Below are 17,314 nucleotides of genomic sequence, written 5' to 3'. Positions count from 1 at the left end.
GGCACCCAGCCGATTGTGCGGTGCAGCGTATCGTGTGGCGTAGGCGGTTGAGGGGCGCTAGCCGGCTGCGGATTCAACCGGTCGATGCAACACCTAGAATCTGTGTGAGCAGTGGAGGTGTTGCAAATGAAGCAGAGGCCGAGGATTTATTATTCCGAGACGCAGAAGGCACTCATGTGGGATCGCTGGCGCAAGGGAGATACTATTCATGAGATCGCTAGGTTATTTGATCGCGGGCACTCTTCAGTCCAGAGGATCTTGTCGGACGCGGGAGGCATTCGACCGGCACAACGCCATCGCGCTGCGCGAGCGTTGACGTTTGCCGAGCGTGAGGAGATATCGCGCTCGCTGGCGTTAGGGCTTTCGATTCGGGCCATTGCATCGCGGCTGAATCGCGCTCCGTCTACCATTAGTCGTGAGCTCGAGCGCAATGGGGGGCGGCAGAGCTATCGCGCGAGCCAGGCCGACGCACTGGCCTGGGAGCGAGCGTGTCGCCCGAAGCTCTGTAAGCTTGTCAGGAACCGCGTGCTGGCGCGGGTCGTCGCCGGCAAGCTGAGGTTGCAGTGGTCCCCCGAGCAGATTGCGGGCTGGCTAAAGCATGTCTATGCGGTCAACAAGGACTACCAGGTGTCACACGAGGCGATCTATCGTAGCCTTTATATTCAGGCGCGTGGCGCTTTGAAGAAGGAGTTGCTGGAGCATTTGCGGCGCTCGAGGGTCATGCGTCGGTCGCGCCAGTACACAATGAAGACTGAGGGACGCACCAACATCGCGGACGCCGTCTCGATCAGTGAACGTCCTGCCACGGCCGAAGATCGTGCGATACCAGGGCACTGGGAGGGCGACCTGCTATTCGGCGACGCTAACAGCCAAATCGCAACGCTGGTTGAACGCCAGAGCCGGTTCGTGATGCTGGTGAAGACGGCTGGCAAGGATTCTGAGGCCGTGGTCAACGCGCTGATCAAGCACGTCAGGAAGCTGCCGCAGGAGCTCTACAAATCGCTGACTTGGGATCGGGGCACAGAAATGGCCGGGCACAAGCGCTTCACTGTGGCGACAAATATTCAAGTCTATTTCTGCGACCCTCAGCATCCCTGGCAACGCGGTTCGAATGAAAACATGAATGGACTGCTGAGGCAGTATTTTCCGAAGGGCACCAACCTCTCAGCATATTCGCAAGCGAAACTCAACGCCGTAGCCAGGCGACTAAACGAGCGCCCTCGCAAGACGTTGAACTTCGATACGCCGGCTGAAAGGTTTCACCAGTACGTTGCATCGACCGGTTGAATCCGCAACCAGTTTCCGTCATTGTTTATTTGGTCGGCGAACGTCTGCTGTCAATTGACGAAGCGACACTGGCTACGGCTACGGTCACTGACCTGATATACCCGTTCTCGAACTGAACGTGAAGCAGCAACTTCTGATAAATCGGCTGGCTATGGATCGCGCCTTCGAAGATCCAGTCTTGGGGCAAGCACCTAATTCCACAAACCGCCCAGCCCTGCGTCCGCTCCATGCCATTCCGCGCTGTCAGGGGCACTGCTCTCTTTGATCAACTCAAGGAAGGAAACAATCGCCTCGGCCTGTTGTACGGCAAAGCTCGTGCGGAACTCCTTCCACCCAGAGCGCGGTTCATACTTGGGATTATCCGGAAGCAGAGCGTCAAGTGCCAAGTACGAATAGTCACTATCCTGCAGAACCGCAACTAGGAGCGAAGGCAAATAGTATTTAAAGAAGTCACTATTTGAAGCGCTACGGATGGCAGACGGACTAATGCAGCGAATCCAATGGTCAAGTGAGATTTCCGTCCACATGCGGCTAAAAAACTTCTGAACATCGTCATCCGCCTCGTAGTTTGCGATGCCATCATCCCTCCTATGGTCCGATGGAATGGGAACGACAGCAAAAGCCGCACGAATAGTTGACTGCAGTTTCGCAGCTCGACGAGCGTATTCATTAGAGTCCATTGAAAAATACTCGATTAAAGTGCAAATGGCGGCAGCCGCACCAAGGCCTGCATCAGCACATGTAATCACAGTTCCAGCATTGCCCCGATCCACCTGGATAGAAATTTGATCCGCAATTGGGGCATGCTGCGGCTTTGCTCATCGGTCGATAGGGTTCCCAACCGAGCCTAAGATGTTGAACCGCTGCAGCCTCTTCAGCGCTTGCGGCTTCGATGACGAACATTAATCGCTCACAGAAGGGTTCGAGTGTGCCGTCGGCGAACTTCGGTCGCTCACTTCCTTCGCTCATAGTGATCTGAGACCCGTCTACCGAACTCCATACGGAAAAGATACGTCTATTCATATGCTCGAATTGCTCAAAGGGTCAATCTGCAGGCTTGCGCTACGCCGCTACTGGTTGGAAATCTATCAAAAATGTAGGATTCGAGCTTGTCGGCAACGTGGGGTGTGGCTGTGAGACAACTGGATTGGCCCTTCCGACCTGAGCTTTCTTTGATACCCTCCTTCCACTCGGAGGCAAGCATCCTCCCGCCACATTAGAAACTTGTTATGGTTGGCATAGAAATCTCGATTCGCTGGTGCGACGACGATCTTGTTGAAATGAGCATCAGCGCATCGAACGGTCGCTTTTCCGGCGAGGTCTTCGCGTATGCGAGGCCCGATACGGCTGCACGATTCGCTGCGGCTCTGCGGGGCTTTCCAAATGATAGGGCTGACGTCCGTCAATTCGAAATCGGGACTTTTGACCCGTCATTTGGCGGGGGCGGGGCGCGATTTGAGTTCGGTCTCCTTACGTCCACAGGTAAGGCATTCGTCGACGTAAGACTGCAAAGTGACCGCCGTAGAGTACCCCGTCCTGAATCGGCCTCATTTGGCATTGAGATTGAAGCTGCCGCCATAGACATATTTGTCCAGGGGTTGCAGCAGCTTGCGGGGAGAGGTGGCGAACCGGCCTACCTTCGTGCCGCCTCTTAGAGCCGCGGCCACTGCACCTGTCAGGACGTGCTGGTCATTGAGACGCAAAAGCGAATGACTGAGTATTGAATGGCTGCGGACAATCTACCTCAGACGCCAAGTGTCCCAGAAGGGTCGCGAACCGCCGATTGAGCTGGCCCTAGCCTGTGAATGTGGGTCGACGACGGGGTCCGGCCATGAGCGGACAATGGCCCAGACATTCCCAGTGGCAGCTTCCTAGACGACTTCAGCCGTTCGGATTTCGCTACAAATCCGGACGGCCGGCATACTCACGAACGGCAATTGGGACCGGACGGCCAATGTGCCGATGCCTCAGAATTTGTGCCGGACGCCAACCGACACGCCCATCATTGACGAGTTGCCGTTGCCGAGTACGTAGCTGTTGCCCACGCGAGGCTGTTCGCATACAAATCCGTTCAATCATGCCTGCACACCAACGACCTCGCTCAACCGGACGGCGCGGATCCGGTACGTCAGAACCAAACCTCCTAGTAACGCGCTGCAGTGGATTGGTACATAGCCTTTATCCAGTGCAAGGCTCTTCGCAAAGCCAACCAAAAAAATCCCACACCCGTCAGCACTAACGGAGTGTGGGCCAGTTGGAGCTCCCCGTTTGCGGCGACGAGGTCAGAAGACGTGCTTGACACCTAGCATCGCGCCAAGCTGGGTGCCGCCCGCTACCGGGCTGGCACCGGTCGACGCGCTATCTACCGAGAGCGCGAGCTTGCCACTATTGTCGATGTAGCCGAATGTCGAGTACACCGAGGTCCGCTTCGAGAATGCGTAGCTGGCGCGTACGGCGCCCAGCCATGCACGGTCGGAACTGTGGCGGTAGTCAAGGTAGAACGCTTCGCCTGACAGCGTTACCTGTGGCGTGATGTCGTACGCAACGCCTGCGTAGTACATGTTGCTGCGCGGTGTGGCCAGCGCCCCGTTGCGGCGCGCCAGCCAGCCCGCGCCGATCTTGGCGCGGCCTACGAGCGCATAGCCGCCCACCGTGGCACGGTCGTCCTTGAGCTCGCTCGATGTCAGGCCAGCGAACGCGTTAGGGCCGCCGCGCAGCGAGTCATAGGCAGCGAGCACGCCCCACCAGTTGGTTTCGTAGCCGAGCATCGCCGACCATTCGCGGCAAGTGGTCATGTTGCCGGCGGTCTCGCCTGCGCAGTTCGTGCCAGATGGGCTGGGCCCCGCATTGACCGAATCGCGGCCGAAGCTGTACGTCGCCCCGACCGTGAACCCGCCGAACTTGCCCTTGTAGGCAATGGCGTTGTCCACGCGGGCGTTGGGCAGGTAATTGTCGAGCGAACTGGAACCATAGGCGTTGGGCCCGAGAATGTCGGTGTCGAGCATGGCCCAGAACAGCATCGTGTACTGCCGGCCCAGGCTGACCTGGCCCCAGTTGCCGCTCAGACCCGCCCACGCTTGCCGCCCGAACAGGCGGCCGCCCTGGTTGGTGACGCCGCTATCGGGAGCAAATCCGGATTCCAGCACGAAGTTAGCCTTCATGCCGCCGCCAAGGTCCTCGGTGCCGCGCAGGCCCCAGCGCGACGGCACGGTGCCGCTCAGGTTGGCCATCTTCACCACCGAATTCCCGGCGGTGCCGACGTGGTTGAGGTACTCGATGCCCGTGTCGATGACGCCGTAGAGCGTCACGGATTGAGCCTGCGCCAGGGCTGGCAGCCCGAGCGCGATCGAAAACGCCAGGTGGCGCAGTTTCATCGTTTTCTCCTCCGTTGATATTCTTTTCGGTCTGTACCGCGTGATTGGGTCCGCCTACATGCCGCGCGCCTTCAGCCGCGCGTCCAGACGCGTGTAGACGCGGCGTGCGTTGCCTTCATAGATCAGGTGCCGCTCCTGGGCCGACAACGCCGCGTGCTCGATATAGCGGCGGGTGTCGTCGTAGTAATGGCCGGTCTCGGGGTCGATACCACGCACCGCTCCGATCATTTCCGAGGCGAACAGCACGTTTTCCACGGGGATCACGCGGGTCAGTAAATCGATGCCGGGCTGGTGATAGACACAGGTATCGAAGAACACGTTGTTCAGCAGATGCTCCTGCAACGGCGGCAGCTTCATTTCCTGCGCCAGGCCACGGAACCGACCCCAGTGGTAAGGCACGGCGCCGCCGCCATGGGGAATCACGAACTTCAGCGTGGGAAAGCGCCGGAACAGGTCGCTGGTCAGCACCTGCATGAACGCCGTGGTGTCGGCGTTCAGGTAGTAGGCACCGGTGGTGTGGAAGCAGGCGTTGCAACTGGTGCTGACGTGGATCATCGCCGGCACGTCAAGCTCCACCATCTTTTCGTAGATCGGGAACCAGTAGGGGTCGGACAGCGGCGGCGAAGTCCAGTGGCCGCCAGAGGGATCGGGATTCAGGTTCACACCGACAAAGCCGTACTCGAGCACGCAGCGTTCCAGCTCGGCGACGCAACTCCGCGTATCCACGCCCGGCGATTGGGGCAGCATGGCTGCACCCACGAGGTGATCGGGGAACAGTTCGCTGACGCGATGGCAAAGCGTGTTGCACATCGCGGCCCACGTGGCACTGGTCTCGAAGTTGCCGATGTGGTGCGCCATGAACGAAGCGCGCGGCGAGAAAATCGTCAGGTCGGCACCGCGCTCGCGCATCAGGCGCAACTGGTTGCCTTCGATGGCTTCTCGCAGTTCGTCGTCGCTGATGTGCAGCTCGCTGATGGACGGCGCCTGCTCCGGTGCGGTGAGCGCGGCAATCTGGCGCTTGCGCCAAGCTTCCAGTGCGTTCGGGGCGGTGGTGAAATGCCCGTGGCAATCAATGATCATAAACAGAGCGCTCAGAGTGGCCAGGCGCTGGCCGGAACCAGCACCTCGCCGCGCATGATGGGACGCGCCGTACGGATCAGCGCGCTGCGGAGTATCGTGGCGGGATCGGCGAGATCGGTTTCAAGTTCCACTGCGAAGTCGCCGGTGGGATGTTCGACGTTGATGGCGTGGACCGGCCCTGCATCGACGACCGCCACGCCCTCTGCCACCGTGCCGGGAAGCACGCACGCCGTGCCCACCGTGATGGCAGCCAGTACGCCAATGGCGTCATGACAGACGCGCGGGATGAAGCACCGCGTGGCAATGCTTCCGCCGGTGCGCGGCGCTGCGATCAAGCACATCTTGGGATAGCTTTTCTGCGCCACATTGCCCAGAGCCATCATCTCGCCGGCAACCAGCCGCAAGGCTTCGATGCGCTGCTTGAGCGGGGTGTCGGCATTCAGATCGGCGACGGATTCTCTGGCCGTGCGATCCAGATCTGCCGCGCGCATCAGCACCATGGGCATGCCGTTGTCGATCAGCGTGGCATCGATGGCGAGAGGCTTCCCGGTTACGGGGTCGATGATCGTCAGGCGGTCGACAGCGTTGCCTGTCGGCAGGAGCGCATGGCACACCGAGCCGGCCGTGTCGAGAAAGTTGATCACGATGGGCGATGCAGTGCCCGGCACGCCATCAATGCGAGCATCGCCATGGAAGCGCGGCACTCCTTGCGGAGTCTGCATCGTGACGTCGCACAGCATGCCCGTGTTGCGTGTCAGCACGCGGGCACGGGTGAAATCTCCCTGCGGTGCCACCAGCCCGCGCTCGATGGCGTACGGCAGTACCGCGGCCAGCATGTTGCCGCAGTTTGGCGTGGTGTCCACGGTGTCCGCATTGGGCTGCAATTGCGCGAACGTGAAGTCGAGATCGGCCTGCCCCGGCGTGCCGGGCGCCACAATGCCGACTTTGCTGGTTAGCGGGTGCGCGCCGCCCAGTCCGTCAATCTGGCGCGGGTCGGGGCTGCCCATGGCCGCCAGCAGCACGCGGTCGCGTGCGGCGGTGTCCGCGGGAAGGTCGCTGGCCAGGAAGAACGGTCCGCGCGACGTACCGCCCCGCATCAGGGTGCAAGGAATGCCGCGCAGATCAGAGTCAAGGCATGGCGTCATGGCGGGTTTAGCGTGGGCAGGCTCGGCATTTGTCGGGTGCCCGCAGTATCCGCGCCCGGTACAAGTCCTTGGTTGCGATCTCGCACGACAATTGTTCTAATCTGCTTATCGCCCGTAGGCGCGCTGCCCAGACCGACACGACAATAGCGATATGGAGACCGTCAGCCTGCATCACCTGCACGTATTTGCCGGCGTGGCCGCGGCCGGGGGCGTGCGCCGTTCGTCAGAAGCGCTGCACCGCGCTTCGTCGGCCATTGCACGCTCGGTGGCGGCGCTGGAACAGACGCTCGGTGTGGCGTTGTTCGAACGCAAGGGGCGCGGCATGCTGGTGACGCGTGCTGGCGAACTCGTGCTGGAGCGAGCCCGCCATATCGAGGCGGCGTTGCGCGAGGTGCGCGACGAAGCGGTGCGCCTGCGCACCCGGCCCGGCGTCACCGTAGCCAGCCTCGAAGCCCTGCACAACGAGCGCCGCCTGGAGGTGGCCGTGATACTGGCCGAGGTACACCATATGCCCAGCGTGGCGGCATCGGTGGGTGTATCGCAATCGGCGGTGAGCCAAGCCATCACCCGGCTGGAGGATGCGTTGGGCCAGCCTGTCTTCACGCGGACGGCACGCGGCATGGTACCCACCGATGCCGGTAGCCGGTGGGTGGTGCGTTTTGAGCGCGCGCTGGCCGAACTGCGCCACATCCGGGCCGATATTGCCGCGCTGCAAGGCGTGCTGGAAGGCGCCGTGACCGTCGGCGCACTGCCGCTGGGCCGCACGCTGCTGATGCCCATGGCCATCGCCGATGTCCACCGCCGGCACCCGCGACTGCGTTTCCGCTCGCTGGAGAGCCCTTACGAGGAACTCACCGGGGGCCTACTAAGCGGGCGCATCGATTTCATCCTGGGCGCATTGCGACCGCATCCATCGCAAGGACTTGCCACGGAAGTCCTGTTCACCGACCGTATCGCGCTGATCGCGCGGGCTTCGCATCCTCTGGCCCACCGCAAGCGCATCACGCTTGCCGACCTGGAGCCCTATCCCTGGGTGCTGTCGCGCGCCGCATCGCCGTCGCGGCAGGCGCTGGATGGCGTATTCGCATCGCGCGGGCTGGCGCTGCCACAACCGCTGGTGGAAACCGGTGACCTGGCTCTGGTGCGCGGCTTGCTGATGCAGGGCGATCTGGTCACCGCACTGTCGGCGCACCAGTTGCACCACGAGATCGAGGCCGGCTGGCTGGTCGAACTGGACCTACCGCTGTCCGACACCACGCGCAGTATCGGCATCACCACGCGCGCAGGGGCACGCCTTTCTCCTGGCGCCGATGCGCTGATCGCCGCGCTGCGGCAGGCGAGCCAATCCATGGAAACCCGGGGCCGATAAGTAAACGGCAACGCGGGCCGCCCCACAAAGCAATACTGCAGACCCGGCTCGAACGTAGACTGCCGTTGCCGTACACAGGGGGTGCGCGGCCATCCGCCCATGCGGCGATTAGCTTACCGATAACAAGATTCCGCCGTAGCACGCTCGGCGGGACTATGCCAGGAGACGGCACATGACCATCCAACGGCTCGATATCCGGGCCCATATCAACGAACGAAAGATGTCAGGCTACCAGTGGCTGCTGCTGGTACTGTGTTTCATGATCGTCGCCACCGATGGCATCGATGTGGCTATCATGGGCTTCCTGGCGCCGGGCATCACCAAGGAGTGGGGGATTTCCAAGGCCGCCTTCGGCGTGGTGATGAGCGCCGCCCCGATTGGACTGGCCATCGGGGCGCTGTTGGTAGGGCCGATGTCCGACCGTTTCGGCCGCAAGAAGCTGTTGATCGGCTCGGTCTTCCTCTTCGGCGTCTTCAACCTGCTGTGCGCGTTCGCGGAAAACACCACGCAGTTGTCGCTGCTGCGCTTTCTGACCGGCCTGGGATTGGGTGCGGCAATGCCCAGCACCACCACGCTACTGTCGGAGTACGTACCGGAGCGTTCGCGAAGCATGCTGCTTGCCACGATGTTCACGGGCTTCAACCTCGGCTCGGCGTTGGTCGGCTTCGGTGCCGCCGCCATCCTGCCCGAGCACGGATGGCGCGCCGTGCTGATCGTTGGCGGAGCGATCCCTTTGGTCTGCCTGCCGCTGTACATCTTGCTGATTCCGGAATCGGCCCGCTTCCTGGTGGCGCGCAATGCTTCGCCCGAACGCATCGCTCGTACGCTGCGGCGCGTGGTGGGCAGCGAGATTGCCGCCGGTACGACCTTTACGATCAGCGAGCCGGCCGTGCCGGGCAAGCAGCCAGTGCGTACCCTGTTGTCCACGGGCTATCGCGGCATGACGCTGGCGCTGTGGGTGACCTATTTCATGGGCCTGCTCGTGATTTACCTGCTCAGCGGCTGGCTGCCCACGCTGATCAAGGACGCCGGCCTGCCTATCGAACGCGCAGCCAACCTGACTGCACTGTTCCAGCTCGGCGGCACCGTTGGCGCGCTGGTGGTGGGATACTGCATGGACCGCTTTGCGCCCCATCGCGTAATCGGTGTGGCGTATGTGACCGGCGCGGTCTTTATCCTGCTGTTGGCTTCAGGCAGCGTGATGTCGTCGATGTTTGCGGCCTATGTGCTGTTGGCGGGCTTCTGCATGAGCGGTGCGCAGACCGGCCTGAACGCGTTCGCACCGCAGTGCTACCCGACGCTGGTGCGAGCCACCGGCGTAAGCTGGATGCTCGGCATCGGCCGATTCGGCAGCATCACGGGCTCGATGGCCGGTGGTCTTCTGCTTTCGATGGGCTGGAGCTTCAGCGCGGTGATCGCCATCCTGGCCATCCCCGCCACCGTGGCAGCGATTTCCATTGTTTCGACCAAGCGGGCACAGCTTCGCGCGGTCACAGCCTGACGTACTGACTTTATGGCCACCATCATCGGCGCAATCGCCTCGTCCCATACGCCCACCATCGGCTTCGCGCTGGACGCGGGCAAGCAGCAGGACCCCGCATGGGCCCCAATCTTCGCGGCCTACGCGCCGGTGAGCGAGTGGCTGCAACAAAAGAAGCCAGACGTGCTGCTGGTGATCTACAACGACCACGTCACGTCGTTCTTTTTCGATCACTACTCGGCCTTCGCACTGGGCATCGGCGAGAAATACGAGGCCGCTGACGAAGGGGGCGGCCCACGCAACCTGCCGCCGGCATATGGGCACGTCGAACTGGCCCGGCACGTTGGCGCGTCTCTGGTGGCCGATGAGTTCGACATGTCATTCTTCCAGGACAAGCCGCTCGATCACGGCTGTTTGTCGCCGATTTCGGTGATGTTGCCGCACGATGGCGCATGGCCCGTGAAGATCCTGCCGCTGCAAGTGGGGGTGTTGCAGTTCCCGGCACCATCCGCGCGCCGCTGCTTCAAGCTTGGCCAGGCGATTCGCCGTGCCGTGGAAAGTTATCCCGAGGATCTCAAGGTAGCGATCGTTGCTACCGGCGGACTGTCGCACCAGGTGCATGGAGAGCGCGCGGGCTTCAACAACCCGGCATGGGACCACGAATTCCTGGACCTGTTCGAGCGCGAGCCGCAGAAGTTGCTGGACATCACGCATGCCGAGTTCGCAAAGCGTGGCGGCTTCGAGAGCGCCGAGGTAGTGATGTGGATGGTCATGCGAGGCGCAATGGGCGACGTGCGCTGCCTGCATCGCGATTATTATCTGCCGTCGATGACGGGCATCGCCGTGGCGGTGTACGAGAACGTCGCCACTGAGGACGCTGACGTGCTGGCCGTGCGCGCCGCGCAGCAGCGGCAACACATCGGCCGCCAACTCGAGGGGATCGATGAACTCGAAGGCACGTACCCGTTCACGCTCGAACGCAGCGTGCGCGCGTATCGGATCAACCGCTATCTGCACCAGCTCATCGACCCGGACTTCCGCAAACGTTTCCGGAGCGATCCGGTTGCCACCTATGATGCGGCCGGCCTGACCGACGAAGAGCGCGACCTCATCACACGGCGCGACTGGCGCGGCATGATTCACTACGGTGTGATCTTCTTCCTGCTGGAAAAGCTCGGTGCAGTAAGCGGGGTGTCCAACTTGCACATCTACGCGGCCATGCGCGGACAGTCGCTGGAAGAGTTTCAGAAGACCCGCAATGCGCCGGGCGCACTCTATTCCGTGGCTGGCGGAACAAGCAGCGGCACGCAGTGCACAAGCAGCAAGTCGTAACCGTCCAGGGGTGATCGAGCCAACGTTAAGGATCCCGGTCAAGCCGAGCGTGGCAGGATCGGCAGGTCGGAAGCGGGCCGCCTTTCAGAAATACCCCACGAACCGCTTCATGATCGGCGACAACGCTTCGGCGCGATGCGCCATCAGGATGCGGCTGGCGGCGTCCGGACCGGCGATGGGCAAGTAGGTCACGCCCGGAATGCCCGTCCGAGCATAGATCTGCGGCAATACCGAAATCCCCGCGCCGCTGGCCACCAGGCCGATGATCGTGGTGGCCTCCCGCGCCTCCTGTGCGACGTTCGGCGCGAACCCCGCGCGGTTGCAAAGCGTGGTGGCGTGATCGAACAGGCCGCAACCCAGGCCGCGCGGGAACAGCAGGAAGCGTTCGCCAGACAGCGCGCCGATGTCGATCTCGTGCTGGCCCGACGCCAACGGATGAGCCACCGGCACCACCGCCACCAGCCGGTCAGCCAGGACCTCGCGCACGGCAATGCTGGCCGGCGGCCGGAATTGCGGCGACGGGCGCAGGAACGCGATATCGATCTCGCCGTTCTCCAATTGCTGCAGTTGCTGTCCCGTGGACATGTGGACCAGTTCCAGTTTCGCATTGCGATGCGCCTCGCGGAACGCATGCACGGCACGCGGAAAGATGTCCCGCATCGGCACCGACGCGGTGAACCCGACCCGAATCTCTCCGGCCTCGCCCGACGCCACCTGCCTGACCACTTCGCGCGCCTGGTCGAGGTTCGCCAGCGCCGCGCGTGCCTTGTCCAGAAACAGTTCGCCGGCGGGTGTCAGGGCCACGTGATGCCGCGACCGCTCCAGCAACGCACTGCCCAGTTCTTCTTCCAGCGCCTTGATCTGCACACTCAGTGGCGGCTGACTCACATGCAGTCGACGTGCGGCTTCGCTGAAGCTCAGTGCCTCGGCCACGGCCACGAAATAGCGGAGTTGGCGAAAATCCATTGATAGGGTTTCCGAATAACAAGTAATCTGAAAACGTATTGGACAGTATCACGGACGCCACCCAGAATGCGAGCACATCCTTACAACATATGGAGACTTGCATGCTGCGCGGGCTCGTTCGTATTCGTCATCTGCAGGGCGGGAGCCGCCCGGTACTGGCAACGCTGATGGCCGCCACGGTGGCAGCCCTGTCGCTGGGCGCCACGGTAGCGCTGGCCGAAAGTTATCCGGACAAGCCGATCCGCCTGGTGGTGCCGTACGCGGCCGGCGGCGCTGTCGACATCGTGGCCCGCTCGGTAGGCCAGCGCATGAGTCAACTGCTCAAGCAGCCGATCATCGTCGACAACCGGCCCGGCGCAAGCACCAATATCGGCATGGATTACGTCGCCAAGGCTCCGGCCGATGGCTACACGATCATGATGGCGTCGAACAGCCTGGCTACCAACGCGGCACTGTTCAACAAGCTCAGTTTCAATCCGACCACCGATTTCGCGCCCATCGCGCGCATCGGCGAAGCTTCGCTGGTGGTGGTGGTGCCGGCCAAGTCGCCCTTCAAGTCGTTGAAGGACCTGGTGGCACAGGCCAAGGCGCAGCCGGGCAGGCTCAACTACGCATCGGCCGGCAATGGCAGCTCGGGCCATCTGGCCGGCGAGATGCTCAAGGAAACGGCCGGCATCGACGTGCTCCACGTGCCATACAAAGGCGGCGCGCCCGCAATTACCGACCTGATCGGCGAGCGCATCACGTTCATGCCGATCAATCCGCTCGAAGTGGTTTCGCATATCAAGGCCGGCACGCTGCGTCCGCTGGCGGTGGCCAGTGCCCAGCATTCGGCGCAACTGCCGAACGTGCCGACGGCCAAGGAAGAGGGCCTGCCGAACTTCACCGCGTCGGTGTGGTGGGGCCTGGTGGCGCCGGCCAAGACGCCCGCGCCGGTCATCAAACAACTCAACACCGCCGCCAACACCGCGCTGGCCGACCCCGAGGTCAAGAAGCAACTTGGCCAGCTTGGCGTGACGATCGTATCGGGCACGCCGGAACAGTTCGGCCAGTTCTTGAAGTCGGAAACCACGACGTGGAACAACGTGATCCGCAAGGCCGGCATCACCGCGGACTGACGTTCCTACAGTTACAGACTTAAGGAAGTAACGATGTCCCAACCCCAAGCAACCCAGCCGTCGATCCTGGTGGTGAGCGCCCATGCGGCCGACTTTGTCTGGCGTGCAGGCGGCGCGATCGCGCTGTACGCAGAGCGCGGCTACCACGTGCGTATCGTGTGCCTGTCGTTCGGCGAGCGTGGCGAATCGGCCAAGATGTGGCGCCAGCCGGGCATGACGATCGAGCGCGTCAAGGCTGCACGTCTCGAAGAGGCGCAGCGCGCCGCCGACATCCTGGGCGGCACGCTGCAATGCTTCGACCTGGGCGACTATCCGCTGCGCGTGCCCGACCAGGTGCTACTGCGCCTGGCCGACATCTACCGCGAGATCCGCCCGGAACTGGTGCTCAGCCATTCGCACGAGGACATCTACAACTTTGACCATCCGCTGGCCACGCACGTGGCGCAGGAAGCGCGGGTCATCGCCCAGGCCCACGGCTACAAGCCCGAAGTGCCGGTGATTGGCGCGCCGCCGGTGTTCCTCTTCGAGCCGCATCAGCCCGAACAGTGCAACTGGAAGCCTGACGTGCTACTGGACATCTCATCCGTCTGGGAGAAGAAGCAGCGGGCTTTCACGACCATGGCCGCGCAGGAGCATCTGTGGGAGTACTACACCCGCGTGGCGCTGCAGCGCGGCGCGCAGGCCACGCGCAATTCGGACCGCAAGATTCAATACGGCGAGGGCTATGCCCGCGTGTTTCCGCAAGTATCGGAGGTTTTGGCATGAGAAACGTTGCCTACCGCAACATCCTGCGCGCCGAGGCGCGCGACATCGATTCGCTGGGCAAGTCCGGCGTGGCGACAGTGCACGAGGCCCAGCGCCGCACTGCCCTGATGAAGCCGTACCTGCGCCCGATCCAGTCGGGCACGGCCATCGCCGGCAGCGCCGTCACGGCCCTGATGCATCCAGGCGACAACTGGATGATCCACGTGGCCGTGGAGATGATCCAGCCGGGCGACGTCCTGGTGGTGGCGCTGGCCAGCGACTGCACCGACGGCGTGTTCGGCGACCTGCTGGCCACGTCGCTGAAGGCGCGCGGCGCTCGGGGCCTGATCCTCGACGCGGGCTGCCGTGACGTATCGACGCTCAATGCGATGGGCTTTCCGGTGTGGTCCCGCGCGGTGTCGGCACAAGGCGCGGTCAAAGAAACCTTGGGTGCAGTCAATGTGCCGGTGGTCTGCGCCGGTGCGCAGGTGCGCCCGGGCGACGTGATCGTGGCGGACGACGACGGCGTAGTCGTGGTGGCTCGTCCGCACGCCGCCGACATCGCCCGCAAGGCGGCCGAGCGCGAAGCCCTGGAGGCGGCCAAGCGGGACAAGCTGGCATCGGGCGTGCTGGGGGTGGACATGTACAACATGCGCCCCGGCCTGGCCGACAAGGGCCTGGTCTATTTGGACCAGACAGTCGACTGGTACATCGGCGCCGACGAGGCGTGACGCACTGACACGCCGGCCTAGTCGGGACGCCGGCTTGTCAGCCAATCTGGCACACGGACCGCGATGCCGGCGTATCTGATAAAAAGCGCCCCACAGCATCGAAGCAAGTTACTCTGCAGTGGCGCACCAGAGCCGGACGGCTGGAAGGTTCTTCGCATAGCCGAGTGGGGATGACCTAGAACGCCCCTCTGCAGTCTTGCGACCCGTCAGTCTCGAGGGTCCACCCAACTTGCCTTTCGAATTTTAGCTCCATATCTAGCGCCATAGTGGCCGTGCCATCTTCGCTTTTCATAGAGCGGCCGCCTGGCCACGGCCCTTCCTCCCAAAGCCCGCCACGAAACGGGAATTAGCGCTTTGGGTTGCGTCCTAATAGCCGACCAAAGCTGTTCTAGTGTCCGACCTCGTGGGGTATGGTCCGCCGTGGACCATGGCATGGCAACTTCCGCGCCTGTCGGGAGATCGCCGAACGCTTCTTTGCAAAATGTCTGCGCGCCCAGCGGGAGATGAACCGGCTGAGAATCGAATGGCCGGTCTGGGAAGCCATTGGAAGCGACCTTCCAGGCTGGCGACCCGCTTGATCCCTACAACGTACATCGTCGGGACTGGACGGCGGGCGAACGCATCGTCGGCGGCAAGGGTCGCTAGATCAGCGGCGCTTGCGGTTGCTCATCGGAGACTCCTGTGTGGGTCGATTGGGAGAATCCGACGGCGTTCCTTGAATTGATTCAACAATCACGCGGTAGGCCTGCGCCCCCTCGGCCATACAACCGGAGAGGGGGATAGACAAAGGTCAGGGCGCCGGCGCGCCTCGGACCTGGGCCGCGTACGGCGTGTAGAAGCTGGAGCCCGCCCACGGGGCTGTGGCGACGTTGTACAACGCAGCGCCTTGCGTGTAGTTGGCGCCCTCCCGCCAGTCGCCCGAGCCCTTGTATTTGGCAATCGCCGGGTACGGATACACGGGGCGCGACGCGGTCACCGTGCTCGTCGTTGCATCGGTCTGGTAAGTCATCACGTCGTTAGGCGCCGCGCCCTGCTCCACCCAGGCGGTCACTCGCGACACCAGGTCGATATTGGGATTGCCCTCGCCACCGCCACAGTGGCTCACGCCAGGAACCAGGTACATGCGCGCAAATCCGTCAACGGTGGAGCCCCCCATCGTGTCCTGCATCGCCTCGTAGTAGGCGATGGTGAACAGCGGCGAGATGTGCTGGTCGGCCCAGCCGTGCCACAGGATCAGCTTGCCGCCAGCCTTCTGGAACGCAGACAGGTCTGGGTTGGTCGCATCGTTCAGCGAATGATTGGCCCGTAGGTAGTCGGCGAAGAAGTTGGCGTCGTGATAGCCGAACGTATTGATGTTCGGCATGGTGGGCGAGCCCGTGAAGATCAGGTTGTAGGCCCCGGTCACGATCATGTTGCTGAACAAGCTCGTCACGGGCACGGCCGGGTCGGTCGAATTCGAGCTTGGCACTTCTACGCCGATCCAGTTGGCTTCCGAACCGAATTGCGGCGAGCCGGCCAGCATGCGCTTGCCGTTGGTCGTATCGAACGGGCCGCTGTAGATCTGGCTGGCGGTGGCGACCTCCGTGGCCGTCAGGCATTTGCTCGTGTCGGTAGCGCCCGCCGCGCACTGGATCGACACCGGATTGAAGTGGCAGACGCGCGGGTCGGCAAGCAGCCCATCAGGCGCGCCGCTGGTGCCGCCACATGCCGCCACCACGGCCTGGTGCAGCACGCGGGCCTTGTCCGCATACAGCACGACGTTGCCGGTGTTGTCGCCTGTGGTGCTGTTCGAGATCACGTTCCAGCCGTGATACAGCGAATTCTGGGTCTGGAAGTGCGCGGCCGGCGCGCCGGCAATGATGCCGTTGTAGTCGTTCGGATACCGCTGCGCGGCCATCAGCGCCTCACGCCCGCCATCGGAGCAGCCCACGAAGTACGCGTACTTCTGTGGCTGGCCGTAGTAGGTCTGGATCAGCTTCTTGGCCGCCAGCGTGGTGATGTGCTGGCCGCGATAGGCGAAGTCGGCCTGCTTCTGCGGGTCTGTAGACCACGTGGCATCCGCGCCAGTGTGCCCCATGTCGGTTGCCCCCGTCGCAAAGCCGCCCTGCTGCACCAGCGGGCAGTTGTAGCTGAAGCTGAATGAACTCTGCTTGGTCGGATCACTGAGGTTGCCGCACAGGCCGCCGCAGCCCAGTTCGGCAAAGCGCTGCGTCCAGGTGCTGACTGGCAGTGCCACCTCGAAGGGATTCGCCGGCGCCAGCGTCCCCTTGACCGTGCAGAACTGCACCGATGCACCGTTGACGGTTGCGGTGGTGACCGTGGCCGACGAAATCGTGCTGCCGGCGCCGCCGATGTCCGTTAGGTCTACCGACGCGAGCTTCGCGCAGTCCACCACGGGCGCCACCACCTGCAACGTGGTGGTGGGTGTTGTCCCAGTGCCCGGCGATGGAGTAGCCGTGCTGCTGCCCGATGAAGCGGTGGCACTGCCGTCGCCCCCACAGCCTGCCAGGCCCGTGGTTGCCACGCAGAGGGTAAGCCACGCCAGCAATGACGTGGCTGAAGCGCGCGCGATGGGGGCGAGCGCAAGCCGCCCGGCGCAAAGCCGATTTCTCATGGATGTCTCCTGGAACAGTCGCCTCACATTGAGGCGGGGCCGGCAGCAGTGCCAACCTCGCCACGACAGTGGGC

General features: G+C 62.9%; 13 protein-coding genes. 7 read left to right on the top strand and 6 right to left on the bottom strand.

The features are described from left to right. The first annotated feature begins 126 nt into the window (after positions 1–126). The gene (locus tag EPAKOI_RS25520; protein WP_423194711.1) at positions 127–1,287 is read left to right on the top strand and encodes an IS30 family transposase; all 1,161 of its coding nucleotides are present in this window, start codon (positions 127–129) and stop codon (positions 1,285–1,287) included. 191 nt (positions 1,288–1,478) lie between these two features. Here EPAKOI_RS25520 and EPAKOI_RS25515 read toward each other — a convergent pair whose 3' ends face one another. The 4 genes from EPAKOI_RS25515 to EPAKOI_RS25500 form a co-directional block, all read right to left on the bottom strand. Next, on the bottom strand, positions 1,479–1,967 hold the full coding sequence (locus EPAKOI_RS25515; RefSeq protein ID WP_423194710.1) for a hypothetical protein: 489 nt from the start codon (positions 1,965–1,967) through the stop codon (positions 1,479–1,481). Between the two features lie 1,602 nt (positions 1,968–3,569). Next, positions 3,570–4,661: a porin gene (locus EPAKOI_RS25510; RefSeq protein WP_423194709.1), complete on the bottom strand. Its 1,092-nt coding sequence runs from the start codon at positions 4,659–4,661 to the stop codon at positions 3,570–3,572. A gap of 54 nt (positions 4,662–4,715) precedes the next feature. Then, complete coding sequence (locus EPAKOI_RS25505; RefSeq protein ID WP_423194708.1) at positions 4,716–5,741, bottom strand: amidohydrolase family protein; 1,026 nt, start codon at positions 5,739–5,741, stop codon at positions 4,716–4,718. Between the two features lie 11 nt (positions 5,742–5,752). Further along, positions 5,753–6,886 carry a 4-oxalomesaconate tautomerase gene (locus tag EPAKOI_RS25500; RefSeq protein ID WP_423194707.1) on the bottom strand — a complete coding sequence of 378 codons (1,134 nt, stop codon included), beginning with the start codon at positions 6,884–6,886 and terminating at the stop codon, positions 5,753–5,755. 151 nt (positions 6,887–7,037) lie between these two features. On the opposite strand from EPAKOI_RS25500, the gene EPAKOI_RS25495 reads away from it, so the two are divergent. The 3 genes from EPAKOI_RS25495 to EPAKOI_RS25485 all read left to right on the top strand — a co-directional run bounded on the left by EPAKOI_RS25495 (position 7,038) and on the right by EPAKOI_RS25485 (position 11,067). Then, on the top strand, positions 7,038–8,255 hold the full coding sequence (locus EPAKOI_RS25495; protein WP_423194706.1) for a LysR family transcriptional regulator: 1,218 nt from the start codon (positions 7,038–7,040) through the stop codon (positions 8,253–8,255). A 172-nt stretch (positions 8,256–8,427) separates the two neighbouring features. After that, the gene (locus EPAKOI_RS25490) at positions 8,428–9,756 is read left to right on the top strand and encodes an MFS transporter (RefSeq protein ID WP_423194705.1); all 1,329 of its coding nucleotides are present in this window, start codon (positions 8,428–8,430) and stop codon (positions 9,754–9,756) included. 12 nt (positions 9,757–9,768) lie between these two features. Continuing rightward, positions 9,769–11,067, top strand: coding sequence for a gallate dioxygenase (locus tag EPAKOI_RS25485; protein WP_423194704.1), 1,299 nt, complete (start codon positions 9,769–9,771; stop codon positions 11,065–11,067). A gap of 84 nt (positions 11,068–11,151) precedes the next feature. Here the strand turns inward: EPAKOI_RS25485 and EPAKOI_RS25480 are convergent, their stop codons facing one another. Beyond that, positions 11,152–12,033: a LysR substrate-binding domain-containing protein gene (locus EPAKOI_RS25480; protein WP_423194703.1), complete on the bottom strand. Its 882-nt coding sequence runs from the start codon at positions 12,031–12,033 to the stop codon at positions 11,152–11,154. A 101-nt stretch (positions 12,034–12,134) separates the two neighbouring features. Between EPAKOI_RS25480 and EPAKOI_RS25475 the strand changes: the two genes are divergently transcribed. The 3 genes from EPAKOI_RS25475 to EPAKOI_RS25465 are packed head-to-tail and all read left to right on the top strand — an operon-like array spanning position 12,135 to position 14,626. Beyond that, complete coding sequence (locus tag EPAKOI_RS25475) at positions 12,135–13,151, top strand: Bug family tripartite tricarboxylate transporter substrate binding protein (protein ID WP_423194702.1); 1,017 nt, start codon at positions 12,135–12,137, stop codon at positions 13,149–13,151. 33 nt (positions 13,152–13,184) lie between these two features. Next, a complete protein-coding gene (locus EPAKOI_RS25470; protein ID WP_423194701.1) occupies positions 13,185–13,916 on the top strand; it encodes a PIG-L deacetylase family protein in 732 nt (243 codons plus the stop codon). Continuing rightward, positions 13,913–14,626 (top strand): 4-carboxy-4-hydroxy-2-oxoadipate aldolase/oxaloacetate decarboxylase, encoded by a 714-nt coding sequence (locus EPAKOI_RS25465; RefSeq protein WP_423194700.1) that lies wholly within the window; start codon positions 13,913–13,915, stop codon positions 14,624–14,626. Before EPAKOI_RS25470 ends, EPAKOI_RS25465 begins: the two co-directional genes overlap by 4 nt. 790 nt (positions 14,627–15,416) lie before the next feature. Here the strand turns inward: EPAKOI_RS25465 and EPAKOI_RS25460 are convergent. After that, positions 15,417–17,240: a tannase/feruloyl esterase family alpha/beta hydrolase gene (locus EPAKOI_RS25460; RefSeq protein WP_423194699.1), complete on the bottom strand. Its 1,824-nt coding sequence runs from the start codon at positions 17,238–17,240 to the stop codon at positions 15,417–15,419. Positions 17,241–17,314: the final 74 nt, after the last annotated feature.

This window comes from Cupriavidus sp. H18C2 (assembly GCF_049393795.1).
Taxonomy (GTDB): domain Bacteria; phylum Pseudomonadota; class Gammaproteobacteria; order Burkholderiales; family Burkholderiaceae; genus Cupriavidus; species Cupriavidus pauculus_C.
This window is presented reverse-complemented; position numbering and strand designations above follow the sequence as displayed.